Origin of the sequence: Yersinia aldovae ATCC 35236 (genome assembly GCF_000173735.1) — a bacterium.
Lineage (GTDB): Bacteria > Pseudomonadota > Gammaproteobacteria > Enterobacterales > Enterobacteriaceae > Yersinia > Yersinia aldovae.
Genome location: NZ_ACCB01000005.1, coordinates 119978 through 145686, shown reverse-complemented (window position 1 = coordinate 145686; position 25709 = coordinate 119978). Strand labels below are relative to the sequence as shown.

Here is a 25709-nt window from a genome sequence, read left to right as displayed (position 1 = left end):
AGACATCCTTGTCCACCAGACGCCGAATAGATTTACGCAAGCCCATCATAAATCAAAATCGGTGTTGCAAAAACGGGGGTGACCATAGATTTTTATTGTCACGAACTCACTGACAATCGTGTTCTATCAGGCTATCTGCTTTACTCTTTTGATCTCGAGACTTTCTAACTTGCCCTCAATCGCTTTCACAAACCGTTTAAAGTGTTCCGTATGATTATGTTTTTCCAATGCATCGTCAGACGCCCAACGCTCGAAAAAGACAAAAGAACCTTTCTGATCGCTTTCAGCGTGGAGATCATATTGCAGATTTCCTTTCTCCTCGCGGCTCGGCTCTATAACCTGATGAGCCGCTTGTTTCACATCATCAATACATTCGGATTTTGCCACTAAACTGGCGATGACACGGACTTCCATCGTTATTCTCCCATGCTATACATTTAATCTGCTTATACCCGCCGTCTTTCACGCTTTAGGTGTATTGGCGGCTCTCGTTACCTGGCCCATCATGAGATCTCAGCTCTTTGAGGCCACTGCAAATAGAGTCGTCACCCGACTCACTTACTGAGTCAGCGCCTCGGTTTATCTCCCCTGCGACCTTCCTGCATTTTGAAAGCTGTGGAGTATATGCAGCAAAACACTCGTCCACCCTGTGGGGCAATCTTTCCTCTAACATCTCTATAAGATGCCTTTTTTGCATTGTTTTCAACTTAACGCCAACAATCAGATGCATCCAGGTCACTTTCCGCTTATCCTTTGACCCCGCCGAAACATTCCAGTTACAGTATAAAAACCCCCGATATCTCACCAAGACTGCGGAGCACGTTGAATGACTGCACAACCCCAAACCCTGAAAATTCGCCGCCCGGATGACTGGCACATTCATTTACGTGATGATGAGATGCTCAGTACCGTGCTGCCCTATACTTCTGAGGTTTTTGCCAGGGCGATTGTCATGCCTAATCTGGCCCCCCCAATAACCTCCGTGGCTGCGGCTATCGCTTATCGGGAACGTATTCTGGCAGCCGTGCCAGCCGGGCATAAATTCACTCCGCTGATGACGTGTTATCTGACCAATACCCTTGATGCCAGAGAGCTAACCACAGGCTTTGAGCAAAGTGTATTTACTGCGGCAAAACTTTATCCCGCCAACGCGACCACCAATTCAAACCACGGTGTTTCCGATATCCCGGCAATTTATCCGCTGTTTGAACAAATGCAAAAAATAGGTATGCCACTGTTGATTCACGGCGAAGTCACAGACGCTGCCGTTGATATTTTCGACCGCGAAGCCCGTTTCATTGATCAAGTTTTGGAACCTCTGCGCCAAAAATTTCCGGAATTGAAAATTGTTTTTGAGCATATAACAACCAAAGATGCAGCAGACTATGTATTGGCAGGCAATCGTTTCCTTGGTGCAACCATCACTCCACAGCATTTGATGTTTAACCGCAATCATATGCTGGTTGGAGGCATTCGCCCTCACCTATTCTGTCTGCCTATACTGAAACGCAGTACTCATCAGGAAGCATTACGTCAGGCGGCTGCCAGCGGCTCTGACCGCTTTTTCCTCGGCACCGACTCTGCCCCTCATATGAAGCTACGCAAAGAGTCATCTTGTGGCTGTGCTGGGGTCTTCAATGCCCCGGCAGCCCTGCCCGCGTATGCGACGGTGTTTGAAGAGTTAAATGCCTTACCGCATTTGGAAGCTTTCTGTTCCTTAAATGGCCCGCGTTTCTATGGCTTGCCGGTTAATGAAGACTTTGTTGAGTTGGTTCGAACACCTTTCCAACAGCCGGACGAGATCCTGCTCGGCCATGAGTCCGTGATTCCATTCCTTGCCGGTCAGACCATTAACTGGTCAGTCAAAAGCTGATAGCCATAACCGGAGAGAATAATCATCTCTCCGGTTACTGATTTTCTATATCAGTCACTTGCAACCCGAACACTTACACTGTATAAATAACCAGTATAAACATTCGGAGGGGCAAATATGCGTGTTGAAGTCAGTATTGATAGAAAAAATCAGTTACCCGCAGGTGCAATTGAAGCGCTAACCGATGAATTGAGCAAACGGCTAAATACCAAATTCCCCGACACCACCACTGCGGTACAAGTGCGTTATGCCGGGGCGAATAATCTTTCTGTTTTAGGCGGAGCTAAAACGGATAAAGATCTGATTTCTGAAATATTACAAGAAATATGGGAAAGCGCTGACGACTGGTTCGACGCGGAGTAACCCAATTAATGCTATTTTTGCCGGGGAGTCGTTCCTCGGCTTTTTTATTCCAGCGTCAAATCTTTCCCTTTTTCCCCGCATACTTTTTTATTAACCTCATTTCACTCCCCCGATGAATAAATCAACAGATAATAAATAATTTGTAAAGATTTCCTAATAATCTCCAAATTCATTGCGGGTTGCGTATACTAAAAAAGCTCACCTGCTCATGAGCCGCATTGATCCTCATTAGTCACTCCAGTCAGTAACTACTATAGAAGGGGTCTTTATGGACAGAAACGATGAAGTTATTCAGACTCACCCGCTTGTAGGCTGGGATATCAGCACGGTAGATGTATACGACGCGATGATGATACGTCTTCATTATCTGTCTTCTTTGGATCAGCCACCCGAGGATGCATTGGTCGATAGGACGCTTTGGCTGACGACCGATGTTGCACGCCAATTAATTAATATTTTAGAAGCAGGCATTGCTAAAATTGAGTCATCAGAATATCAAGACCTTGACCACCGTAAACATTAGTTCTTATTCACCAGTTAATATTTTCAATGTACCTATAAACAGGCACCAGTGAATTCTACTTGGTGCCTTTTTATTAACCGTTCCTCCAGTGAAAAGCGCAACATCTCTTTTCTCTCCCCTTTCCCGTGCTATTACTGTCGTTTTAATTTTTATCGTTACTGCCACTCACTTTTATTTATAGCCACTGGCGATTGTTGCTACGATAAATACCGCAGCCAAGGCAGACGATACCCCGGAGTGTACAAATATGGATTATGATTTAATTGTTATCGGTAGCGGTTCAGTTGGCTCAGCTACGGGTTACTACGCCACACAAGCGGGTCTAAAAGTATTAATAATTGACAGTGCCATGCCACCACATCAGGCTGGCAGTCATCATGGCGACACACGAATCATTCGTCATGCGTATGGTGAAGGGGATAAATATGTTCCTTTAGTATTACGTGCTCAAATGTTGTGGGATCAGTTATCACTGCAAACAGGCGAAAAATTATTCCATGCCAGTGGAGTGGTTAATCTCGGTCCCGATGACTCAACATTTCTAAACAACGCCAGACAAAGTGCACAACAATATGATTTACCAGTAGAAATATTAACCGCCGCACAAATCCGCGAAAAGTGGCCGGTATTTACTGTGCCAGATAACTATATCGGCGTGTTTGAGCCTCAGGCTGGTTATTTGCGTTCAGAATTGGCGATCAAAACCCTGATCAATGCAGTCACTGAGGCGGGTTGTGGGATTCTATTCAATTGCCCGGTCACCGCTATCGAGCCATTCGATAAGGGTATTGATGTTGTGACCATCGATGGTACCTACAGTGCCCATAAAGTGGTGGTGACCGCCGGTACTTGGGTGAAAGAGTTAATTCCTGACTTGCCAATAACCCCGATCCGCAAGGTGTTTTCCTGGCATCAGGCTGATGGCCGCTACAGTGAAAATAACCATTTCCCGGCATTTACGATCGAAACACCAGATCATATCCACTACTACGGCTTCCCATCTCAGAATGATGAACTCAAACTTGGTAAACATAATGGCGGTCAGCCCATTGAATCCGCCGCACAACGTAAACCGTTTGGCAGTTATGCTGAGGACGGCACCGAAGTCTTTGGTTTCTTACGTAACTACTTACCGGGTGTCGGCGTTTGTTTGCACGGTGCTGCGTGCAGTTACGATATGAGTCCTGACGAAGATTTCATTATCGATACGCTGCCAGGCAATAACAATATTATGGTAGTAAGTGGTTTAAGTGGTCATGGATTTAAATTCGCGACTGCTCTGGGAGAAGTAGCATCACTATTCGCTCAGGATAAACCATCACCTATTGATATTTCGGCTTTTTCTCTAGCACGTTTTTCGAGTATAATCTATTAGGTTAGAGGTTTTTTGTGATAGGCTATTGCCGATGACTGAAAATATTTATTCTTACGTCATCGGTTTATATTTTCTTCTTTTACCCATTTAATAAATAGCAGGATCTTACATTCGTTAAAGCCGTTACAATTCATCGTGATTCCCGAATTGACGTTCAAGGTAACAAGGGATTAACTTATCCTTGTTTGCGATCAGGTATGGTTGCTGTCAGACAAGGATGTAATTCCCATGAAAATATTAATTATTGATGAATGCTTTTATACCCGTGCAGGGGTAAATACATATTTAAATAGTTCGTCCAGCTTAACATTAATGGATGTGCCAACCGTTGAGCAGGCAACATTAGCGATTCAAAATTTTGTTCCTGACATAATAATTGTCAATCTAACAAATTATTGCCGATTTGGCGGGCATTGCCCAATATTAGCACAATTCATAAACAGTTGCGGTCAGGCTAGAGTTTATATTTATCTGGATGCATCATATCCTTTTAGCGAAATTCCTATTCCGTTAACAGGCTCAGTATCAATCTTAGCTAAAAGACACTTGCCTAAACTGTTACAGGGGTTACCCTGCGTATCCGATGAAACACAAAAATCGCATTCCTGCTGCCCGGCATCACTTTTCAGCCCACAAGAACATAAAGTGATGTGTTACTGGATGACAGAGATGCCTAATTACCGGATCGCCAGAAAGCTGAATATCAGCGATAGCACTGTTTATTCTCATAAACGACATATCACAGAAAAAATAAAAGTTAGAAACCGCTTGGAATTGTGTTTTATTTATAATGTTTTCAAGTATTTTTATTAAAATTAACATACCAAAATTAATTAAGATACCGTGAAACTTCTAACCGAAGATATTATCACCAAGTAATTTATATATTGGAACTGTGATCGAATTAATATAATAAATAAAGGTTTATTAAAAACTCGATTACATTCCTTACTTCAATTAATTAATAAATAAATAAATTATAGTTTATTTAATTACACACCAAGTTTAGTATTTTTATCAAATTTATGAGCGCGTAAATTTAATCAGGCTGGCTCATTGTTTACAAAATTTAAATTACCTATAATGGGTGCTAATTTTAGCCACGAGCAGTAAGCATGTTAAATAAATTGTTCTCGATAGTTATTGATAATGTGCGTGAGCATCTGGTGTTCTATATCTGCTTACTGATGATTTTACTCGCGTTAGATGTTTATTTCTTTTTCTATCAAACATTTTCTTAGTCATGTTTACAGTTCCCCTTGCTAAACAGGGCCAGCAGGTAACTCGCCTGTAGCCCATAGCGAAGAAACCTCATATCAGTTGAGCGTTGCTTCATCGCTCTTTACGGGTTTCCCATCACTCAGTAAAACTGCAAATTTATGGCCCGCAGGCGTTAGCTCAAGAGCTATTTTAGCAATGATAGTCAAAGGCACTGAGAGTAGCATCCCGATTGGTCCCAATAGCCAGCCCCAGAAGATCAATGATAAGAATACGACTAGCGTCGAAAGCCCCAGCCCACGGCCCATCATGCGCGGATCAATAATATTGCCGCCAATCAGGTTGATTAGCACATAGCCCCCGGTCACCGCAAAAGCATCGGCAAAACCATTAAATAGCAACGCTTGAATAATCGGCGGAACAGCCGCCAACACGGAACCAATATTGGGAATATAATTCAGTACAAACGCTAATAACCCCCACAAAAAGGCAAATCTAACCCCCATTGCCGCCAGGAAAAGCCAGATAACAATCCCCGTCACAATACTGATCACAGTTTTGATCACCAGATAATGTGTTACGCCATTTAATGCGCGCTTGAGGATTGCATTCCCTTTTTCTGGATTATCAAACATCAATTGTACTTTATACGGCAGGCGCTCCACTTCAAATAACATAAAGACTACCGTCATCAGTAGCAAAAACGTATTAGCCATAGCGCCAGAAAGATGGCCAATTAATCGGGTAACAAAGTTCATCGCTATGCTGGGATCAACATGCTTCATAAGGTCATCTACCGAGAATTCGATATTAAAACGCATAGCAAACTCTTGTAGTTCGCGCATTTTTTCCAACATCATGCCACGATATTGCGGTACTGAGCGGGCGAATTCATTGAGGGACGTACCTAAACGGCTAAATAATAGCGCCATCAGCAAAATAATGATGGTAACCAATAACACAATAGCCAATGTGCGGGGGATTTTGATCCGCTCTAGCAATTTTACTAATGGGTTCAGTACGATAGCCAGAAATATAGCCAGCAGGAACGGTACCACGATCGGCGAGGCGGCTTTTATCCCCGCCATGATGACCACCAGCATTGCCAGCATCGTGACTAACCGTAACCCTTGGCTACTTACCCCAGGTATTGTCATTATTAATCCTTGTATCGAAATCGCTACCGCACGGGCGGCATAAAAAAAGACGCTATCGAATAAAATAGCCGATAACGTCTTCTAAAGCCTAATTTAAATAACCATATACACTTATGACAGGGTGCCGTAGCTGTGTTAGCGGCTATCACTCACCCGAATCCTTAACGCGGCACCGACGGTCTTGGGTAATAGCCTCCTCACTTGGCGCAGTTACTTCTTTTCTGGCACAGGAATATGCATGGTAGTTTGCAGCAGCCCTTTAGACTTATTAAAAATCTTAACTCCATTCTCACGCCCTGCCCGGCGGGAACGCTGCTCTTCCTGGGGCAATTTCAGCTCTTCCTGACAAATCTGGCTACAGCACCCTTCGAAGCTCGCCGCGCAAGACGGACACTGGATAAACAGCAAATGGCACCCATCATTTTTGCAATTGGTATGTGTATCACATGGCGTACCACACTGATGGCAGTGAGCAATCACATCATCCGAGATGCGCTCGCCCATCCGCTCATCAAAAACAAAGTTTTTACCGATAAACTTCAGTGGCAAACCCTGTTCTTTGGCTTTGCGGGCATACTCAATAATACCGCCTTCAACGTGATAAACATTTTTAAAACCCTTGTGCAGCATGTATGCGCTGGCTTTTTCACAGCGAATACCACCGGTGCAATACATGACGATATTCTTCTCTTTGTCATGTTGCAGCATGTCCACCGCCATTGGTAGCTGCTCGCGAAAGGTATCAGAAGGGACTTCGATCGCGTTTTCAAAATGGCCCACTTCATATTCATAGTGGTTGCGCATATCAACAAATAATGTATCCGGGTCGTCAATCATCTGATTGACCTGATCCGCTTTGAGATAGTGCCCAACATTCGAGGGATCAAAGCTATCATCATCGATACCATCTGCGACAATGCGCTCACGCACCTTCATGCGCAGTACCCAAAATGACTTACCGTCGTCTTCGTGAGCCACATTCAAGCGTATCATTGCCAGCGCCGGATGCGCGGCAAACAGCGCGGTCTTGAACTCATCGTAACGATTGGCAGGCACGCTGATTTGCGCGTTGATACCCTCTTTTGCTACATAAACCCGGCCAAATACACCGAGTTTAACGAATTGACTATAGAGGCTATCGCGGAAGGTTTTGGCATCTTCCAGAGTGAAGTATTTATAAAAAGAAACTGTGGTGCGCGGTTCGGTTTCAGCCAACATGCGCGCTTTAAGTTCCTCATTAGAAATTCGGTTATGTAACACTGGCATGGTGTACTTTCCTGTCTTCGAAGAGGTTACTGATATAATATTTAATTATTGCTCAATGGGTTATGTAATTCCCCTGTGGAATAACCACCATAAATCATCGCACAACAGAATTGATGTTTTGGCACGGAAACAGCGTGCGGCGCACATAATACCTGAAACCACCGCACGGCACATCTTTAGCGATAACCCAGCTCAGTAAAAGCAGCAACGATAACCCCAGTCAATAAGACAACGCCAGCCGCAATCAGCAATGATCGGCTCTGCCAATCAGCGCCCAAATAACCCAATATGCCACCGGCGGCCAATAATCCTGCGCTGAGTTTCGCAGCTCGCATCGCCCACACTCCGATAAGTATTGATGGTCTTAATCTATTAATTGCAAATATCATAACTCAGAAATAAAAAAACCCTCTTCAGCCGCCAGCATTTTATGTAAGAAATTGATTGAGCGTTACCTAATCGTCTTCCGCCCGCGCCAGTGCGGTGGTTTCATTTATATAAGGCATTGATGCGATAAACAGTGGCAACTGGCATGGATCTTTGAGTTTATGCGGGTGCAATCAGAACGGGAGAAAATGATCGCGCAACGGGCCAGGCAGGGATTTATCAATCGCGATATCGCTGATAAAGCCTGTACCTCAGTCAGAACCGTAGACGTTCATCGGGCAAAAATGATGACAACGCTGTCGGTAAATAGTTTGGCTGAGTTAGGTTGTCTACTTAAATCCAATAAGACTATAAGAACAATGCGGTATAATTAATATACAAACTTATGACTAATTTGCCTGAATTATAGGTATATAATCTTAAAAAAGGCTTTTTAGTGCGGTCCGTTTTTCCGTAAACCGTTAAAAATGCCACAATAGTCTACCTTAAAACGACAGATTAACCGGCTGATATCCATCTGATGACAACACAAATTAATGTGTTCACGGGTGAGCCATAACGTTGTCGCTCATAAAGCGAGCCATCCATAAGTAAATAGTTAACTGTCCTAATGAATTACAATGACGCTGAGAACAGATAATGCAAGTTCCTTCTTTTGATCGTTCACTACTGCACCCACGTTATTGGCTGACCTGGTTCGGCCTCGGTATCCTCTACCTGCTGGTGCTACTCCCTTACCCGGTTATCTATGTCATGGGCACTACCCTTGGCCGTTTTTCGATGCATTTTCTCAAACGACGCAAGCAGATCACTCAGCGGAATCTGGAGTTATGTTTCCCTGATATGCCTAAGGCCGAGCGCGATGAACTGATCGTTAAGAATTTTGAGTCCGTTGGAATGGGGCTATTTGAAACCGGCATGGCGTGGTTCTGGCCGAATTGGCGTATTGAGCGCTGGTGCAGCGTCAGTGGGCTGGAACATATTCAACAGGCGCGTGACGAAGGCAAAGGAGTGTTGTTGATCGGTTTACACTTTCTTACGCTGGAGTTGGGCGCACGTATTTTTGGTATCTACAACCCAGGTATCGGCGTCTATCGCCCCCATGATAATAAGGCGATGGACTGGATGCAGACGTGGGGCCGGATGCGCTCCAATAAAGCCATGCTAGACCGTAAAGACCTGAAAGGAATGATCCGCAGCCTGAAACAGGGCGAAATCATCTGGTATGCGCCGGACCATGATTACGGCCCACGTAGCAGCGTATTTGTGCCGTTGTTCGCCGTCAACCAAGCCGCTACGACCACCGGGACTTATTTGCTGGTTCGCACCAGTAAACCGGCAGTTATCCCATTTACCCCCCGCCGCTTGCCCGCAGGCAAAGGCTATCAATTGATTTTGCAGCCAGCCGTTCAAAACTTCCCACTGGATAATGAAGTGGAAGCGGCCGCCTTCATGAATAAAGTGATAGAGAAAGAGATAGCTCTCGCGACAGATCAATATATGTGGCTGCATCGGCGGTTTAAAACCCGACCAGAGGGTGCGCCTTCACTCTATGACTAGCATGACTTATTCGGAAAAAGAATATCGCAAATGATAATGACGATTAGTTTCCATCAGTTTTATTGACACAGTTCGCCAGATTTATCCGCTAGTTATGTAGGGTTTATCTGACAATACTGACAGTAATTAATCTTGGTTATTATCCGGTTATTTTTCTTTTTCTTGATAAGGACAGACACATGTTGGCAAACCTAAATATCGGGTTCACGCGGTTAACTCATCATCCGGACAGCGGAAAATTATTATTACGCCTGACATTCGGTATTTTGATGTTGTTTCACGGTGTTGCAAAAATTCAGCACGGAACCCGTTGGATCGCTGAATCTTTGCAATCGCAAGGTATGCCAGGTTTTGTCGCTTATGGCGTCTATATTGGCGAAATTGTCACCCCTATCCTGATCATTTTGGGTTTATTCACCCGCCCTGTGGCTTTTATCTACGCAATTAATCTGCTGGTGGCCGTGCTAATGGTTGGTACTGCTAAATTCTTTACCCTGACCCAAGTCGGTGCCTGGAGTCTGGAGAATGAAGCCCTGTACATCCTCGGTGGTTTGGCCATTATGCTACTGGGCAGTGGTCGTTACTCCATTACCAAGAATGAAGCTTACCGTTAATCATTGATACCCAGTGAGCGATGTCATACTGAACCACTCCTTACTGAACGGGGTGGTTCTTTATCGAATTTTAATCGACCAATACTCTTTATAGCTGAAAAGAATAACTATATCCCTACAGTTCAAACCACCTTTCCACTTTAATAAAAACTAATATTCACATTGTTGATGTTAACCTGCCATAGGTTCATACTTACCACGCTAACTGTTTATGCCCCTATGCTTTACCGTCCTTTCAACGCCCCTATTGACGAATAAAGTGACGCAAAGCGGTCAACTTGCTTATTCGGTAATTTATGACGCCAAACCCAGCCCCCATTAACTGGAAAAGAAACCTATTTGTCGCCTGGCTTGGCTGTTTTCTGACCGGTGCCGCATTTAGTTTGATCATGCCTTTCCTGCCACTGTATGTCGAAGTGCTGGGGGTGAGCGGTCATCAGTCGCTCAATATGTGGTCCGGCTTGGTATTCAGTATTACCTTTCTGTTCTCTGCCATCGCTGCGCCCTTCTGGGGCAGCCTTGCTGACCGCAAAGGCAGAAAAATCATGCTGCTACGCTCTGCATTAGGGATGGGGATAGTCATGATATTGATGGGGTTGGCGCAGAATATCTGGCAATTTCTGGCGTTGCGCGCGCTGCTGGGGTTATTGGGTGGCTTTATCCCTAACGCCAATGCATTGATTGCTACCCAAGTACCACGCAATAAAAGTGGCTGGGCATTGGGTACGCTCTCTACCGGCGGGGTGAGTGGTGCGTTAATCGGGCCGCTGATTGGTGGCCTGTTAGCCGACAGTTATGGCTTACGACCGGTGTTCTTTATCACCGGCAGCGTGCTATTCGCTTGCTTTACCATGACCTGGTTTTATGTCAGAGAACAATTCGCTCCGGTGCTGAAGAAGGATATGCTCAATGGTCGACAGGTCTTTAACTCGCTGAAAAAACCTAAATTAATCCTCAGTCTGTTTGTTACTACCATGATTATCCAGATTGCGACTGGCTCCATTGCCCCTATTTTGACGTTATATGTGCGTGAACTGGCAGGTGATATTCAAAATCTGGCCTTTGTTAGCGGCATGATTGCCTCCGTGCCGGGGGTTGCTGCGTTGATGAGCGCGCCACGATTAGGCAAACTGGGTGACAGAATTGGCCCTGAACGAATTTTGATTGCTATGCTGGCCCTGTCTGTGCTGATTCTTATCCCAATGGCATTTGTCCAAACGCCATTGCAGCTCGGTATTCTGCGCTTCTTATTGGGCGCTACAGACGGCGCGCTGTTACCTGCGGTACAAACATTATTGATTTATAATTGTACCAATCAAGTTGCCGGCAGAATTTTTAGCTATAACCAGTCGTTTCGTGATATCGGTAACGTCAGTGGCCCACTATTAGGGGCGGCAGTTTCCGCCAGTTATGGCTTTCGCGCCGTATTTTGTGTCACTGCGGTAGTTGTACTCTTTAATGCACTATACTCATATAGGTGCTTACAACGTCAGCCGTTAAAAGCACGCTGTGATGCTGAACAGCAATAGAAGAGCGCTATAAAAAGCGGCTAAGTCACTTATATCACCCCAAAATGCTGTTTAGCGCATTTTTCGCATCCTACGTTTATCCCCTAAGCTAATTGATTCATTTAAATTATATAAAAATAAATACAAAATACTGATATATATGATTAAAAATAATCAATGAACGCGCCAACACATGATCGTTTTTTATGCTCTAAAGATTGCCAGGTTGGAAATATAAAGCTAAAAACTGCGATGTATGTCGACTTTTCATCTTAAAATACGATATAACCCCGATAGAAACGAAAAAATGACGTTATTATTGCGTTAAATTGTACTGTGCCGAGTATTAAACCTGATATACCTAAAATAGTGGGCGCTACATATGTTGACTGACACCCGCGATTTAGCCGGATGAAGGCTGCAAATAGCACGATGACTTCAGCACTTTAGGCTTACCACAGTGCTGGGCAGAACCCACACTCGACGATGATTTATTCGCCTGAATTTATGGTGATTCTATGGGAAGACTTTATGCAAACCTCTGTTAACACCCAAGGCGGCCGCACATTCTTTGGCCATCCTTATCCGCTTAGCGGCCTGTTTCTTTCCGAAATGTGGGAACGCTTTTCGTTCTACGGTATCCGCCCACTATTGATTCTGTTTATGGCGGCAACGGTCTTTGACGGCGGTATGGGGCTGCCACGCGAGCAAGCCTCAGCTATCGTGGGTATCTTTGCCGGGAGTATGTATCTGGCCGCGTTACCCGGCGGCTGGTTGGCGGATAACTGGCTTGGGCAACAACGAGCGGTCTGGTACGGCTCCATCCTGATTGCATTAGGCCATTTGTCGATTGCGCTATCCGCTTTCTTCGGTAATGACCTGTTCTTTATCGGTTTGGTATTTATCGTGCTCGGAACAGGTCTGTTCAAGACTTGCATCTCGGTCATGGTCGGTACGCTGTATAAGCCAGGCGATGCCCGCCGCGACGGTGGGTTCTCACTGTTCTATATGGGTATCAATATGGGTTCGTTTATTGCGCCACTGCTTTCTGGTTGGTTGCTACGTTCTCATGGCTGGCACTGGGGCTTTGGTATCGGTGGGATTGGTATGTTGGTCGCACTGCTTATCTTCCGTGGTTTTGCCATTCCAGCCATGAAACGCTACGACGCAGAAGTCGGGCTGGATTCAAGCTGGAATAAACCGACCAATCAGCGTCAGGGGGTTGGCAAGTGGGTTGCCGCGTTGATGGTGCTGGTAGCCGGTGTGATTACACTGATATCACAAGGCGTTATCCCAATTAACCCCGTGCTGATTGCCAGTTTGTTGGTCTATCTTATCGCGGCATCGGTCACACTCTATTTTGTCTATCTGTTCGCTTTCGCCAAAATGAGCCGTAAAGATCGCGCCCGCTTGTTAGTGTGCTTTATCCTGCTGGTTTCTGCCGCGTTCTTCTGGTCAGCCTTTGAACAAAAACCAACCTCATTTAACCTGTTCGCTAACGACTATACCAACCGTATGTTTATGGGTTTTGAGATCCCAACCGTATGGTTCCAATCAATTAACGCCCTGTTTATCATCCTGTTGGCACCGGTATTTAGCTGGGCCTGGCCGGCATTGGCGAAGAAGAAAATTCAGCCGAGCAGCATCACTAAATTCGTGATTGGTATTTTATGTGCTGCGGCAGGTTTTGCCGTGATGATGTACGCTGCACAACATGTCCTCAGCAGCGGTGGTGCGGGTGTTTCCCCCTTGTGGCTGGTGATGAGTATCCTGTTATTAACGCTGGGGGAACTGTGCCTTAGCCCTATCGGACTGGCAACCATGACCTTACTGGCTCCAGAGAGGATGCGTGGTCAGGTGATGGGGCTGTGGTTCTGCGCCAGTTCGCTGGGTAATTTGGCGGCGGGCCTGATTGGGGGGCATGTTAAAGCCGATCAACTTGATATGCTGCCAACGCTGTTCGCCCGTTGCTCTATTGCGCTGGTGATTTGTGCTGCCATCCTTATCTTGCTAATCGTGCCAATTCGTCGCTTAATGCAAAATACGCAAGGCACACAAACCACGTCATAAGTCGTTGCTCTATATTTATCTGTTATAAAGCCCGCTCCTGCGGCGGGCTTTATAATATAAAAAATGGATGGCAATACATTTATAATCAATAAATTACAGAAAAATAGCGTTCAACTGGCGCACATCGCGACGACCCGAACAACGTATCTCCCCTTGGTTCAGCTATTTATTGGTCTGAATCTTATAAATCCCATGATCGTTGCTGCAATACCACACGATAACCATCTGCATCGTCAAAGGTTTTACCACTCACATCCCAATAGGGATTATACGAAGCCACTAACTCGAAACCTGCTACCCGCATTTTCTGGCATTGACTCGCCCAATGAGATTCATCAGGCAGATAAAATACCAATAAATTATCCAGTGTCGGTGCCCGCCCGACTTGGGTACCGCGATGGTGGGTAAACTCCAGATGATAAGCATGGTGTGGATGCCCAATAATGGCACCATCGAATCCCTGATGATCAACAAAGTTGCCTAACAGCGTAAATCCTAAGCCGTGGCAATACATATTGGTTATTAATGTAAGATTATCAGTGGGTCTCGCAACCCGCATCACCGAATGTTGTGGCGATACCGGCGTGATATCTGGCTCCGTAGACATAACAGTGGCTTCCTGAGCTTATTCATAAGGGCCGTGGCTGGCATCAATAGGCAGCATAAAGGTATCGACAATCATTGACAGAGGAACGTCAATTACGGTGATGTATTTCCATGCACCCTCGCGCATATCCCACTGAACGCCAGGATAATATTGATGTCCATGCCCCTGCCCTGGCACAGTGCGGCTGATAATGCTGCCACAACCTGACAACAGTATGATGCCCGCCGTCAACAGGATGATACGAGCCAGGATACCAAGGGGGATAGTCAATTTAAAAGTAAGGTTCACGCAATCAACTCTTATCGATCACAAACAGTCTAGGTTTATAAACAAAAAAACGGGCAATACACTATTGTATGCCCGTTTTTTACGCAGTATTACTGTTATTTTGCGCCAGGGAACGCCTTCATATTATGCGCCAATTGGCGGTAATATCCGTTCCAGACCCGATACTGCTCCGGCTGCTGCCAAACGTGTTGATGCAAGCGCGAGATCAACACCGGATCACTGAGAAGCGTTAGACGCTGCAATTTAGCCAGTTTTTCAGGCCCGGCGTCCAGAGCCTCAGCCACACGCTGTTCGCGAGCCTGTTCGATAATGGCACGGTTATGGTGACGGGCCGTTGCCATCGCGCTGACCAATGCATTATACGATGGATTCATCACCGCATGTAGGAAGCCATGACTCAGTGCTCGCTGATGGTTGAGCTGTAAATACTCTTCTGTGGCGAGTAATTCCCTTGGCGGATCATACTCTTCCGGAATCAGGAACAATTTAGCCCGTTTACTGGCCAACCCCAACGTGCGGCGGCTAGACAGAACTGACACCACCGGAGACAGGATAAGCGAGAAGACAATCGGTGATAACCACCACAGGAAGCGTAGATCCAGCCATGCGACCCCACCCGCCCACACCAGGCCGAGCAGCAGTTGCGGGCCGTGGCGTACCAACGCTTCACTCCACGGCGTTGCATCATCATCACGCTGTGGAGAATTCCACTGCACTGACCAACCGAGGAAAGCGCTGACCACAAATACTGTATGGAATAGCATCCGCACCGGTGCCAGCAACACTGAAAATAGCATTTCTGACAGCATAGACAGTAGCAATCGCAACGCCCCACCGTACTGTTTCGAACCTTTCGCCCAGATCAAAATGATACTGAGCAACTTAGGCAAGAACAGCAATACCAATGTGGTAGAGAACAGGCCAATCGCCAGCTCTGGCCGCCACTGTGGCCATACCGGGAACAGTTGTCGCGGTTGCAGGAAGTATTGCGGTTCCATCAGGGTATGAACCGCCTGTAATGCGGTACACAACACTAAAAACATAAACCACAACGGCGCCGACAAATAGGACATCACGCCAGTGAGGAACACCGCCCGATGAACTGGATGCATCCCTTTAACCAAAAACAGTCTGAAGTTCATCAGGTTGCCGTGACACCAGCGGCGATCGCGTTTTAACTCATCAAGTAAGTTAGGCGGCAACTCTTCATAGCTGCCCGGCAGATCATAAGCAATCCACACCCCCCAACCGGCACGGCGCATCAATGCCGCTTCAACAAAGTCATGCGACAAAATAGAACCGGCGAACGAACCTTCCCCCGGCAAAGGTGCCAGCGCGCAGTGCTCAATAAAGGGCTTCACGCGGATAATGGCGTTATGCCCCCAATAATGGGACTCACCCAATTGCCAATAATGCAAACCGGCGGTAAATAACGGGCCATAGACTCGGGTGGCAAACTGCTGAATGCGGGCATACAGGGTATCCATACCGGATGCTTTCGGTGCTGATTGGATTATCCCAGCATTCGGATTGGCCTCCATCAACCGCACCAAACCCGTCAGGCAGCCACCACTCATCACGCTGTCGGCATCCAGAATTACCATATAGCTGTACTGGCTGCCCCAACGACGGCAAAAATCATCGATATTGCCACTTTTGCGTTTAACCCGACGGCGGCGGCGGCGATAGAAGATACGACCATGACCATCAACATCACGGCACAGTTCCAGCCAGGCTTTCTGCTCTGCCACGCAGATATCAGGGTCATAGCTGTCGCTCAATACATAGATGTCAAAGTGCTCAAGCTGACCGGTTGCAGCGACGGATTCATAGGTTGCGCGCAGACCGGCGAAGACCCGCTCTACATCTTCATTGCAGATCGGCATAATCAGTGCCGTCCGATGAGCCGGATTGAGTACTTCGTCACCTTTAATGGTGGATGAAATGCTGTATTTATCTTTACCAATCAGTAATTGCAGGAACCCCATCAGCGCGGTCCAAAAACCGGCAGAAACCCAGCAAAACAGCACAGCAAACAGGATAAGGATGCCAGTTTGCAATAGATAAGGCAGCAGTTGTATTACCGATACCTGCCAGTTCTGCTGCCAAATCTCGAAAGGATCGATTAATGCCCAGCCCTGATAAGGCAGGATGGTTTTCATATAGCTGGTGGCAATTGTGGTTTGCAACACAATCAGTATCAGCAATATATAGCGGCGCAATGAACCCACGCTGCGCCACTTTTTCTCGGCCAGCGCCTGCTCATGAGTCTGCGCCCGTGAGACAGGATTGCGACCCAGCATTGAATCCCAAAAACGCCCCACCGGATTGGTGCGCCAGGGTTGCGGTGCCATACAGGTGCGTTTAATCGGTGGCGTAGCATGAATAACCGCGCGCCCTTCATCATCCTGCGTGAGCAATTTGCCGCCCGCCAGTGCATCCGGCCAGGCCGCTTGCACGCGAGCACTGACCGAAGACAGTGCGCTGTCTTTTTCAGTTGCCGTTGCCCCATCAGATACGCTTTGCGCCAATTGCTGATGCAAACGCGGCATGGCATCAGGTGTGCTATCGAGTAACACATCTTCAGGTAAGGCATCCTGTAACGCCCCTTGCTGCTGCACAGTCAGGGGCAAGTTCGCGATATAATCCAGAACAGGTGATTGAGTTGACTTATTCATTGGCAGGTAGCTGATAGCTCCAGGTTTCAGTCAGGGTTTTATCACCGTTAACCAGCGCAGCGCGCATCTCTATCGGTTTCTTCTCATCTTTGACTTTTAACCGCAGGGTTAATCGCCAGCCTTTGGTCACCGGATTGTAACGCACACTGTTTTCGATCAACTCACCGTTGCCGTCAATACTGACCTGTGAAGCCAATGATGCATTTTCATCAAGAGATTTCAGCACCGGCCCGACAAAATCAACCAGGAACGCGACACTGCCATCTGGCTGGCGAATCAGATTCGACTGTTTAACATCACCGGTTGAACGTAATGTCTGTTTAACGTAGGCCACATCCGCTGAATGTAATTTGTCCTCATCGCGAGTAAAATGCAGTCGGTAATTCAGATCGAGTGATTTTTTCGCATCAGGCAGTACATCCGGCGTCCAGAACGCCACGATATTATCGTTAGTTTCATCTGCGGTGGGGATCTCTACTAGCTCAACTTTGCCTTTCCCCCAATCACCGCGCGGTTCAACCCAAGCGCTTGGGCGCAGGTCATAGCGATCATCCAAATCCTCATATTGCGAGAACTCACGGCCCCGTTGCAGCAAACCAAAACCTTTCGGATTCTCTATGGTATAGGTGCTGACCGACAGGTGTTTTGGGTTATTCAGCGGTCGCCAGATCCACTCACCATTGCCAGCATGAATAGAAAGCCCATTGGAATCATGCAACGCCGGACGGTAGTTTAACACCTCAGATGGCTGGCTCGGGCCAAACAGGAACATACTGGTTAACGGCGCAATGCCCAGCTTCTCGACTTTGTCGCGCAGGAATACTTTGGCCTGCACATCAATTGTGGTATCACGCCCCGGATAGATAACGAACTTATAAGCGCCTGTGGCACGCGGGGAATCCAGCAATGCATAGATAACTAAATGTTTATCATTCGGTTTTGGCCGTTCAATCCAGAATTCACGAAAACGTGGGAACTCCTCGCCAGACGCCAAAGCAGTATCAATCGCCAACCCACGAGCAGAAAGGCCATAAACCTGGCCTTTACCAATCACGCGAAAATAGCTGGCACCGAGCATACTGACAATTTCGTCTTTTTTATCCGCTTTATTAATAGGGTAAAGCACTTTAAAACCAGCAAAACCCAAGTTTTTCACCGATTCCGCATCATGTTTAACCGAGCCAAAGTTGAAGTAGTCCGGGCTATAATTGATAGGCTTAACACTCGTGGCCGTGACTTCATTTATCTGCACCGGAGTGTCAAAGTACATGCCCTGATGATAAAACTCTAACTTGAATGGCGTATCCAGTTTAGTCCAATACGACTTGTCATGGTTAAACTGTATCTGTTGGTAATCGGCAAATTTCATATCGCGAAATTGCGAAGGAAGGTTACTTTTCGGTGCATCAAAGCCTTTACCCGCCAATGCCTGCGCTTGTTTAGCCACATCATCCAACGAGAAAGCCAGTGCCTGAGAAGTAAACAATGATAGCAAGAGAGTAACACCCAGCCACCTGACGCTGTTAGCGCGTGACCCTGTTGACATTCTATTAACGTTTGACAAAATATTAACTCGCACATCTCCCCCTATTCGGGTGCTTAAATCATAACAGCCAAATTACTGGTTAAAGCCGTGGCTAAGTCACAAGCCTAGCTTGCCCGGCTAAAATACGCTATGGAAACTTATTAACCCTTATAGTAAGGTTTCTCGCCGTCGTGATCCAATGAATAACGAATATCTTTAGCAAATAGCATTTACTATAAAAACAACTCCGTGGGTAGCACCGGGACATTATTCTAATAATGATAACAACTAGCGAATAAGTATGAAAAAAACACTAACCAACGCGAGTACTTTTTAGACGCCATCCGTGCCTATTTGATGTTGCTCGGCATTCCTTTTCATCTTTCTCTTATATACTCCAGCAATCATTGGGCGGTAAACAGTAACCACCCTTCGCAGATATTTACTGTAGTAAATGATTTCATTCATGCCTTTCGGATGCAGGTCTTTTTTGTTATTTCCGGTTATTTTTCGTTCATGCTTTACCAGCGCTATGAGTGCCACCGCTGGCTTCAAGTCCGTTTGGAACGTGTGGTTATTCCATTACTGACCGCGATTCCACTTATTACCTTGCCGCAGTTTTTTCTTCTCAAGAGTTACACTAACAAATTGCAGGATTGGAATTCATTTACAATTTATCAAAAAATAAACATTGCTATTTGGGAAGGCGTTTCACACTTATGGTTTCTGTTAACACTCGCGTTACTGACCATAGCCTGTTTTCATCTGTTTAAAAAAATAAAGAATAACCAACAGGTAATTCCAAGATTGGTAAAGGAAATGAATAATATAGGAAAAGTCTCACTGTTCTTATTTTTATTCGCGCTAGTTTATTCTGTTATTCGTCGAGTAATATATCTCCTTAACCCAGAAATACTCTTTAATAGTGTGTTCAATTTCTTTGTTATGGAAACGCTCTTTTATCTACCTTTCCTCCTACTTGGCGCTTATAGCTTTATCTATCCGCCGCTTAAGCAGGTATTTCTCACTTTTTCTCATGGTGCATTGCTGGCCTCGTTAGCCCTATTTTGTGCCTACTACGTTAACCAACATACTAATACTACCGATTTCTTTGTTTTTGAGTTGGACCTTATCATTAAGGCTATGATGGGCGTTACCATGACTAACGTGGTCTATTCTCTGGGGCACCGGCTGCTAAATTATCCCTCCCCGCGCATCACATACCTGGTCAATGCATCACTGTTTATCTATTTAGTACACCATCCGCTAACGTTGATCTATGGTGCATTTATTACGCCACAAATTAATAACAACGGCCTTGGTTTCCTGCTCGGGATGCTGTTTGTTTGCCTGCTATCGTTTCTACTGTACGAAATTCATCGCCGCATTCCGCTGTTAAAATTCTTGTTTTCAGGGAAGCCACAATAGTAAACAGCGCAACACAATTAAATACCAATCTAATAATATTATTGCAAATCAATGATAATCCCGGCGTACCGCTGGTGTGATAAAACGGCTACACTGTGAAACCATCATGTAGATGGCAGGATGGCTAATGCCTCACTGTGCACCCTACTTTCAGGGCAACTATCCTGTTGATTCATCATCAGGATTGGTTTCGCTTACAGTGATTACAAAGAGGAATTGTGATGAAAAAACAAGAAGCTACCGAGAAAACACCCACCACCGACACCGTTCAAAATACAGAGTTCCCTGCTCTGTTAGCCTTGGTAAGCCGCCTAAGCGGAGCACTGGACAGTGCCATCAGTGGCAAAGATCGTAGTGTGTTAGTGAATGAACTCACACAATTTTCCATCGAGAATCTATCTGAACCGGAAAAAACGCTAACCACCGAAGCCTTAAAAAGGATCTTGGCAACCCTTAAGCGCGATTAGCATCACTTGCCAACGCTCACCCTTGATTCCCCGGCGGGCAATTAAAGGTGAGCGACCTATCACCTATCCCGCGACGATCCGTACGATGTTTCCCAACGACAGTTAAATATACTGATTTAACACATTGAATTAGGTCATATATTCGCATCAGGCGCGCGAAATCCGTGTATAATAATTTAGCTACACAGCCAAAGTAATGTGAGTTTACAGGTAGGCAGCAAGCGAATGACGCTCAGTGACCGGTTTGAACAGCATTGATGCCAGCCCCAAAGTGAGCCTCACGGAGGCTTATTAATCCCAATTAACTTACTCTGGTAAGTATGCGTAGCTACCCCCCCTGCGGCTTCGAGTACGAAGGGGATTCCTTCGCCATCATTTATTGTCAGGAGATCGCCCGCCGTGGACGCCATCACTATTAATAGCCTCTTTTTGATCGGCGCGGTGCTGGTGGGAGCCAGTATTTTACTGAGTTCGCTTTCATCCCGGTTAGGAATTCCGATTCTGGTTATCTTTCTGGCCATAGGCATGTTGGCGGGTGGCGACGGGATCGGCGGAATTGCTTTTGATAACTACCCGGCGGCGTATCTGGTCAGTAATCTGGCGTTAGCCGTTATCCTGCTTGATGGCGGTATGCGCACCAGGGCTTCCTCCTTCCGTGTTGCCTTATGGCCTGCACTCTCTTTGGCCACCGTCGGCGTGGCGATTACCGCTGGTCTGACCGGCCTGGCTGCCGCGTGGTTATTCGATTTAGATATCATTCAGGGCTTGTTGATTGGTGCAATCATTGGTTCAACTGATGCAGCAGCCGTGTTCTCCTTATTAGGCGGCAAGGGACTTAACGAGCGGGTGAGTGCCACACTGGAGATAGAATCAGGCAGTAACGATCCAATGGCAGTCTTTTTGACCGTCACCCTGATTGCCATGATTTCAGCCGGGGAGAGCAGCCTGAGCTGGATGTTCCTGGTGCATCTTATACAGCAATTTGGCCTGGGGATTATCATCGGCCTGGCGGGTGGTGGTTTACTTATTCTATTAATCAATCGGATAGAACTGGCAAACGGCTTATATCCCTTGCTGGCCGTGAGTGGCGGGATTCTGGTTTTCTCACTGGCAACGGCCATGAACGGCAGTGGCATTCTGGCCGTTTATCTCTGCGGGCTGTTACTCGGTAACCGCCCTATCCGTAACCGATCCGGTATATTGCAGACTTTCGATGGGCTGGCATGGCTTAGTCAGATTGGTATGTTCTTGGTCTTGGGGTTATTGCTTAACCCAAGTGAGCTATTGCCGATCGCTATTCCAGCACTGATTCTCTCACTGTGGATGATTCTATTTGCCCGGCCACTGTCGGTATTTATCGGCTTACTGCCATTCCCAAGCTTCAACCTGCGTGAACGTATTTTTATCTCATGGGTTGGTTTACGTGGTGCGGTGCCGGTTATTCTGGCGGTATTCCCAATGATGGCCGGAATACCTAATTCACATCTATTCTTCAATGTCGCCTTTTTTGTCGTGTTGGTTTCACTGCTGTTGCAAGGCACCAGCCTGTCATTTGCCGCACGTAAAACAAAACTGGTGGTACCGCCAGCGTTGGCACCGGTTTCACGTATTGGTTTAGACATTGATATGAATAATCAATGGGAGCAATTTATTTACCAACTAAGCTGCGACAAATGGTGTATCGGTGCCGCTCTCCGTGATTTAAAAATGCCGGAAGGGACGCGCATTGCAGCGCTGTTCCGTGGTAAAGATTTACTGCATCCCACTGGCAGCACCCGCCTCAAAGAAGGCGATATCTTGTGTGTTATCGGCCAGGAACACGACCTGCCTGCATTGGGGAAACTGTTTAGTCAGTCGCCAAATATTCAGTTGGATGAACGCTTCTTTGGTGATTTCATTCTTGATGCTGATGCAAAACTTCAGGATATTTCACAGATTTATGGTCTTAATCTGGAAGCGGGCATCGATAAGCAACAAACGCTGGGTCAGTTTGTCCTATATCTGTTTGGCGGCGAACCGGTGATCGGTGACCAGATCGAATGGGATGGCCTGACCTGGACCATTGCCGAAATGGAGTCCGAAAGGGTCAGCCGGGTTGGGGTGAAAATTGTTACCGATAAAGCCTAACGTCACTGTGGTTATATTCAGCGGCGTTATCTCTACGCCTTATCCGGTTTAATTCGGTTAACCAACACGATCCCGATACAAACCAGTATCAGCGCAGCGGCATATTTCCATTCTAAAATGCTTTCATCCAGGAAAATAGCCGAAAGGATGGCACCGGAAACAGGAATTAAAAAGTTAAACGGTGCGACCATGCCCACGCGGTTATATTTAAGTAATACACTCCACAGAGCAAAAGCAACTGACGACAACAGCACCAGATAACCGAGTAATAGCAGTGCGCGCCAGCCAAACTCAGACAAGTTGCCACCAAATAGATACCCTCCGACAGTCAAAATAAAACCGCCAATGGCAAGCTGGTAACCTGTCATCACGGTGGTGTCCATCGTTTGTGAAATACGCTTACCATAAATACTGGCAGCCGATAAAATAAATGCTGCTAATACAACCGATCCCTCCCCTGGCAGCGAAAAAGTAAAATTCATCAGGCCGGAACTGAAATTCACTATCATGACGCCAGCAAAACCTAATATGCAACCAATCACTTTGTTTGATGTTAAACGGTCATTTTTATAAAGGTAATGAGCTAGCAGCACACTGAAAAATGTCCCGGTAGCATTCATGATCGAGCCTTTTACACCGGAGGTATAAGCAAGGCCAATATAGAAAAAGGCATATTGTAAGGTGGTTTGCGTCAGCCCCAGAATAGCTATCTGCTTAAACTGGCCCTTTCTTAGACGCCCGAGCGCCTTGCCACTAACAACTGCAAAAAGCAGCAACGCAATTCCAGCCAATAAAAAACGATAACCCGCAAACACAATTTTGCCAGGAATATCATCCGCTGCAATATTAAACAGCACATAACCCGTTTTTATGGCGGGATAGGCACTCCCCCATAGCAGACAACAGAATGCGGCTGCGAGGAAAACGAATTTTTTATGGGTAAAAAGCAGAGTACTACGGTCCACTCTGACATCCTTTTCAAACTAAAATGAAATGATGTTTCGTTATAACCATTTCTTGCTAAAAAGTCCTGCTGAATGTCACTTTTTATCTAAAAACTATCTTACTTTCCTACCGTACCGCACATATTGAACATATGAACAAAAAACATGCTCTGATATCTTCGGGTAAATTATCAGGCAACAATACTCCAATGCTGGCATACAAGGATAATTCATATCGTCATTTCAGCTCGTTCAATGTTTGCACTAACTGACTGAGATCGTGTACGATGCTGGTTTACTTAAATAACTTTGGTTTTCATTATGTTAAAACTATTTAACGTAAACTTTAATAATATGCCCGACAGAAAATTAGATGAGATCTTCACACTTAGAAAAATAACTTTTAAGGATCGACTTGATTGGAAAGTGACATGTATTGATGGCAGAGAAAGCGATCAATATGATGATGAGAATACAAATTATATATTGGGAACAATAGAGGATACTATTGTTTGCAGCGTTCGCTTTATTGAAATGAGATATCCAACCATGATCACCGGGCCTTTCGCCCCTTACTTTTCTGACCTTGATTTACCTGTAGAAGGATTTATCGAATCCAGCCGTTTCTTTGTTGAAAAAGCATTAGCAAGAGATATAGTAGGCAATAATAGTTCTCTTAGCACAATTCTGTTTTTAGCTATGGTGAACTATGCCAGAAGCCGTGGATACAAAGGAATATTGACTGTTGTCAGTAGAGGTATGTATATCTTACTGAAACGATCTGGCTGGAATATCACCGTACTAAACCAGGGCGAATCAGAAAAAAATGAAGTTATTTATCTATTAAATTTAGGCATTGATATCGATAGCCAACAGCAGTTAATAAATAAGATTCGCAGAGTGCATCACGTTGATCCTGAGCTACTTGAAACATGGCCTATCATCGTGCCTGATTTCATCAAGTAGGTTTGATAAGTTGTAACTCGATGCCAAGCCTTATCGCATGCTTGGCATTTAGAACACCCAACTTCCTGACCACATTACCAATATGGAATTTAACTGTACTTCTCTTTATTCCCAATATTATAGAAATCTCTGAGTAAGTTTTACCTACGCTGGCCCAGTATAAAATCTCATTTTCCCGAGGAGAAAATATCTCTCTCGCATTCTCTTTTTTATGCAACTCATTGTTTTCATTTCTTTTTTTATTTATACAAGCCTAACATTTTGTCATGTGTCAGGATGAGCAACATTTGTATTTTTTCTTTTATTAACTTCAATGCTTTCATCAAAATAAATACTGTCATCACTGCCATTGGAAATATTCAGTGTTGCCATATTATTATTGTTATCATGTAGAACAAACGTATAGCCATTAATAATATTGTACTCTCTGGCCAGATTGAACACGGCAGAGTCAGTTGACTTTCTGTCTATCACCGAGTTGTCATCCCATGCAAAGGGGGCGACTTTATCCTTTGCTGTCAGAATGACCGGATCAATAAGATGATAACTGTTCTTTTTGTATTTCTTTACCCAATCCAATGGATAATTTGAGATAATTGCTGGATGTAAAGGTGTTTTCTTATTTATCACCAAATAAGAATAACGAAGATCGCCGTAAGACTTTATTCTGCGTTGAATATAGTTATTTATGTCTTCATTAATGCTTTCATTATCAAAATAATCAATTATCATAACAAGCCAAATCTACTCTATACAGACACCCAA

The 25709-nt window shown here is 45.5% G+C and carries 23 protein-coding genes and 2 pseudogenes; 15 read left to right on the top strand and 10 right to left on the bottom strand.

Going from position 1 to position 25709, the window contains the following annotated elements; genetic code table 11:
• Positions 1–126 precede the first annotated feature (126 nt).
• Positions 127–414, bottom strand: a complete 288-nt coding sequence (locus tag YALDO0001_RS04085) for a putative quinol monooxygenase (protein ID WP_004700165.1) — start codon at positions 412–414, stop codon at positions 127–129.
• A 412-nt stretch (positions 415–826) separates the two neighbouring features.
• Here YALDO0001_RS04085 and pyrC point away from each other — a divergent pair, with 412 nt between their 5' ends.
• From pyrC to YALDO0001_RS21050, 6 genes are all read left to right on the top strand, one after another.
• Complete coding sequence (gene pyrC / locus YALDO0001_RS04075) at positions 827–1873, top strand: dihydroorotase (RefSeq protein WP_004700163.1); 1047 nt, start codon at positions 827–829, stop codon at positions 1871–1873.
• 117 nt (positions 1874–1990) lie between these two features.
• Complete coding sequence (dinI, locus tag YALDO0001_RS04070; protein WP_004700161.1) at positions 1991–2236, top strand: DNA damage-inducible protein I; 246 nt, start codon at positions 1991–1993, stop codon at positions 2234–2236.
• Positions 2237–2504: 268 nt separating this feature from the next.
• Positions 2505–2759: a biofilm formation regulator BssS gene (bssS, locus tag YALDO0001_RS04065; RefSeq protein ID WP_042546233.1), complete on the top strand. Its 255-nt coding sequence runs from the start codon at positions 2505–2507 to the stop codon at positions 2757–2759.
• Positions 2760–3006: 247 nt separating this feature from the next.
• Positions 3007–4134 (top strand): N-methyl-L-tryptophan oxidase, encoded by a 1128-nt coding sequence (solA, locus tag YALDO0001_RS04060; protein ID WP_004700157.1) that lies wholly within the window; start codon positions 3007–3009, stop codon positions 4132–4134.
• A gap of 228 nt (positions 4135–4362) precedes the next feature.
• Entirely contained in the window at positions 4363–4947 is a 585-nt protein-coding gene (locus YALDO0001_RS04055; protein ID WP_004700155.1) for a response regulator transcription factor, read from the top strand.
• A gap of 302 nt (positions 4948–5249) precedes the next feature.
• Entirely contained in the window at positions 5250–5375 is a 126-nt protein-coding gene (locus YALDO0001_RS21050) for a DUF2770 family protein (RefSeq protein WP_004700153.1), read from the top strand.
• A 75-nt stretch (positions 5376–5450) separates the two neighbouring features.
• Here the strand turns inward: YALDO0001_RS21050 and YALDO0001_RS04045 are convergent, their stop codons facing one another.
• The 3 genes from YALDO0001_RS04045 to YALDO0001_RS21445 form a co-directional block, all read right to left on the bottom strand.
• On the bottom strand, positions 5451–6509 hold the full coding sequence (locus YALDO0001_RS04045; protein WP_042839382.1) for an AI-2E family transporter: 1059 nt from the start codon (positions 6507–6509) through the stop codon (positions 5451–5453).
• A 210-nt stretch (positions 6510–6719) separates the two neighbouring features.
• Entirely contained in the window at positions 6720–7775 is a 1056-nt protein-coding gene (trhO, locus tag YALDO0001_RS04040; RefSeq protein WP_004700147.1) for an oxygen-dependent tRNA uridine(34) hydroxylase TrhO, read from the bottom strand.
• A gap of 176 nt (positions 7776–7951) precedes the next feature.
• Positions 7952–8110, bottom strand: coding sequence for a hypothetical protein (locus tag YALDO0001_RS21445; RefSeq protein WP_042839381.1), 159 nt, complete (start codon positions 8108–8110; stop codon positions 7952–7954).
• Positions 8111–8323: 213 nt separating this feature from the next.
• Here YALDO0001_RS21445 and YALDO0001_RS19935 point away from each other — a divergent pair, with 213 nt between their 5' ends.
• From YALDO0001_RS19935 to YALDO0001_RS04015, 5 genes are all read left to right on the top strand, one after another.
• A complete protein-coding gene (locus YALDO0001_RS19935) occupies positions 8324–8536 on the top strand; it encodes a LuxR C-terminal-related transcriptional regulator (RefSeq protein WP_004700141.1) in 213 nt (70 codons plus the stop codon).
• Positions 8537–8801: 265 nt separating this feature from the next.
• Complete coding sequence (locus YALDO0001_RS04030; RefSeq protein ID WP_004700139.1) at positions 8802–9722, top strand: Kdo(2)-lipid IV(A) acyltransferase; 921 nt, start codon at positions 8802–8804, stop codon at positions 9720–9722.
• A gap of 179 nt (positions 9723–9901) precedes the next feature.
• Entirely contained in the window at positions 9902–10336 is a 435-nt protein-coding gene (locus tag YALDO0001_RS04025; protein WP_004700137.1) for a DoxX family protein, read from the top strand.
• A gap of 296 nt (positions 10337–10632) precedes the next feature.
• The gene (gene mdtG / locus YALDO0001_RS04020; protein WP_004700135.1) at positions 10633–11865 is read left to right on the top strand and encodes a multidrug efflux MFS transporter MdtG; all 1233 of its coding nucleotides are present in this window, start codon (positions 10633–10635) and stop codon (positions 11863–11865) included.
• A 510-nt stretch (positions 11866–12375) separates the two neighbouring features.
• On the top strand, positions 12376–13914 hold the full coding sequence (locus YALDO0001_RS04015; protein ID WP_042839391.1) for a peptide MFS transporter: 1539 nt from the start codon (positions 12376–12378) through the stop codon (positions 13912–13914).
• 181 nt (positions 13915–14095) lie between these two features.
• On the opposite strand, the gene YALDO0001_RS04010 is transcribed toward YALDO0001_RS04015, so the two are convergent.
• The 4 genes from YALDO0001_RS04010 to YALDO0001_RS03995 form a co-directional block, all read right to left on the bottom strand.
• Positions 14096–14521 (bottom strand): VOC family protein, encoded by a 426-nt coding sequence (locus YALDO0001_RS04010; RefSeq protein ID WP_004700131.1) that lies wholly within the window; start codon positions 14519–14521, stop codon positions 14096–14098.
• 18 nt (positions 14522–14539) lie between these two features.
• Positions 14540–14809, bottom strand: coding sequence for a YceK/YidQ family lipoprotein (locus YALDO0001_RS04005; RefSeq protein WP_072078120.1), 270 nt, complete (start codon positions 14807–14809; stop codon positions 14540–14542).
• 95 nt (positions 14810–14904) lie between these two features.
• Positions 14905–17487, bottom strand: a complete 2583-nt coding sequence (gene mdoH / locus YALDO0001_RS04000; protein ID WP_049596155.1) for a glucans biosynthesis glucosyltransferase MdoH — start codon at positions 17485–17487, stop codon at positions 14905–14907.
• A complete protein-coding gene (locus tag YALDO0001_RS03995) occupies positions 17480–19033 on the bottom strand; it encodes a glucan biosynthesis protein G (RefSeq protein ID WP_042839379.1) in 1554 nt (517 codons plus the stop codon). Before YALDO0001_RS03995 ends, mdoH begins: the two co-directional genes overlap by 8 nt.
• 282 nt (positions 19034–19315) lie before the next feature.
• Between YALDO0001_RS03995 and mdoC the strand changes: the two are divergent.
• The 3 genes and pseudogenes from mdoC to YALDO0001_RS03980 form a co-directional block, all read left to right on the top strand.
• Positions 19316–20440, top strand: a pseudogene (gene mdoC / locus YALDO0001_RS03990) (glucans biosynthesis protein MdoC); the annotation flags it as partial.
• A gap of 221 nt (positions 20441–20661) precedes the next feature.
• Positions 20662–20907, top strand: coding sequence for a hypothetical protein (locus YALDO0001_RS03985; RefSeq protein WP_042546244.1), 246 nt, complete (start codon positions 20662–20664; stop codon positions 20905–20907).
• A 399-nt stretch (positions 20908–21306) separates the two neighbouring features.
• Positions 21307–23034, top strand: a complete 1728-nt coding sequence (locus YALDO0001_RS03980; protein WP_004700120.1) for a potassium/proton antiporter — start codon at positions 21307–21309, stop codon at positions 23032–23034.
• A 32-nt stretch (positions 23035–23066) separates the two neighbouring features.
• On the opposite strand, the gene YALDO0001_RS03975 is transcribed toward YALDO0001_RS03980, so the two are convergent.
• Entirely contained in the window at positions 23067–23999 is a 933-nt protein-coding gene (locus YALDO0001_RS03975; protein WP_004700118.1) for a DMT family transporter, read from the bottom strand.
• 300 nt (positions 24000–24299) lie between these two features.
• Here YALDO0001_RS03975 and YALDO0001_RS03970 point away from each other — a divergent pair, with 300 nt between their 5' ends.
• Positions 24300–24944, top strand: coding sequence for an acyl-homoserine-lactone synthase (locus YALDO0001_RS03970; RefSeq protein WP_004700115.1), 645 nt, complete (start codon positions 24300–24302; stop codon positions 24942–24944).
• Here the strand turns inward: YALDO0001_RS03970 and YALDO0001_RS03965 are convergent.
• Positions 24937–25676, bottom strand: a pseudogene (locus YALDO0001_RS03965) (helix-turn-helix transcriptional regulator). The gene YALDO0001_RS03970 and the pseudogene YALDO0001_RS03965 overlap by 8 nt on opposite strands.
• Positions 25677–25709 lie beyond the last annotated feature (33 nt).

Coding starts and splice junctions, on each gene's coding strand:
- YALDO0001_RS04085 (WP_004700165.1), bottom strand. CDS start 414: ATGGAAGTCCGTGTCATCGCCAGTTTAGTGGCAAAATCCGAATGTATT.
- pyrC (WP_004700163.1), top strand. CDS start 827: ATGACTGCACAACCCCAAACCCTGAAAATTCGCCGCCCGGATGACTGG.
- dinI (WP_004700161.1), top strand. CDS start 1,991: ATGCGTGTTGAAGTCAGTATTGATAGAAAAAATCAGTTACCCGCAGGT.
- bssS (WP_042546233.1), top strand. CDS start 2,505: ATGGACAGAAACGATGAAGTTATTCAGACTCACCCGCTTGTAGGCTGG.
- solA (WP_004700157.1), top strand. CDS start 3,007: ATGGATTATGATTTAATTGTTATCGGTAGCGGTTCAGTTGGCTCAGCT.
- YALDO0001_RS04055 (WP_004700155.1), top strand. CDS start 4,363: ATGAAAATATTAATTATTGATGAATGCTTTTATACCCGTGCAGGGGTA.
- YALDO0001_RS21050 (WP_004700153.1), top strand. CDS start 5,250: ATGTTAAATAAATTGTTCTCGATAGTTATTGATAATGTGCGTGAGCAT.
- YALDO0001_RS04045 (WP_042839382.1), bottom strand. CDS start 6,509: ATGACAATACCTGGGGTAAGTAGCCAAGGGTTACGGTTAGTCACGATG.
- trhO (WP_004700147.1), bottom strand. CDS start 7,775: ATGCCAGTGTTACATAACCGAATTTCTAATGAGGAACTTAAAGCGCGC.
- YALDO0001_RS21445 (WP_042839381.1), bottom strand. CDS start 8,110: ATGCGAGCTGCGAAACTCAGCGCAGGATTATTGGCCGCCGGTGGCATA.
- YALDO0001_RS19935 (WP_004700141.1), top strand. CDS start 8,324: ATGCGGGTGCAATCAGAACGGGAGAAAATGATCGCGCAACGGGCCAGG.
- YALDO0001_RS04030 (WP_004700139.1), top strand. CDS start 8,802: ATGCAAGTTCCTTCTTTTGATCGTTCACTACTGCACCCACGTTATTGG.
- YALDO0001_RS04025 (WP_004700137.1), top strand. CDS start 9,902: ATGTTGGCAAACCTAAATATCGGGTTCACGCGGTTAACTCATCATCCG.
- mdtG (WP_004700135.1), top strand. CDS start 10,633: ATGACGCCAAACCCAGCCCCCATTAACTGGAAAAGAAACCTATTTGTC.
- YALDO0001_RS04015 (WP_042839391.1), top strand. CDS start 12,376: ATGCAAACCTCTGTTAACACCCAAGGCGGCCGCACATTCTTTGGCCAT.
- YALDO0001_RS04010 (WP_004700131.1), bottom strand. CDS start 14,521: ATGTCTACGGAGCCAGATATCACGCCGGTATCGCCACAACATTCGGTG.
- mdoH (WP_049596155.1), bottom strand. CDS start 17,487: ATGAATAAGTCAACTCAATCACCTGTTCTGGATTATATCGCGAACTTG.
- YALDO0001_RS03995 (WP_042839379.1), bottom strand. CDS start 19,033: ATGTCAACAGGGTCACGCGCTAACAGCGTCAGGTGGCTGGGTGTTACT.
- YALDO0001_RS03985 (WP_042546244.1), top strand. CDS start 20,662: ATGAAAAAACAAGAAGCTACCGAGAAAACACCCACCACCGACACCGTT.
- YALDO0001_RS03970 (WP_004700115.1), top strand. CDS start 24,300: ATGTTAAAACTATTTAACGTAAACTTTAATAATATGCCCGACAGAAAA.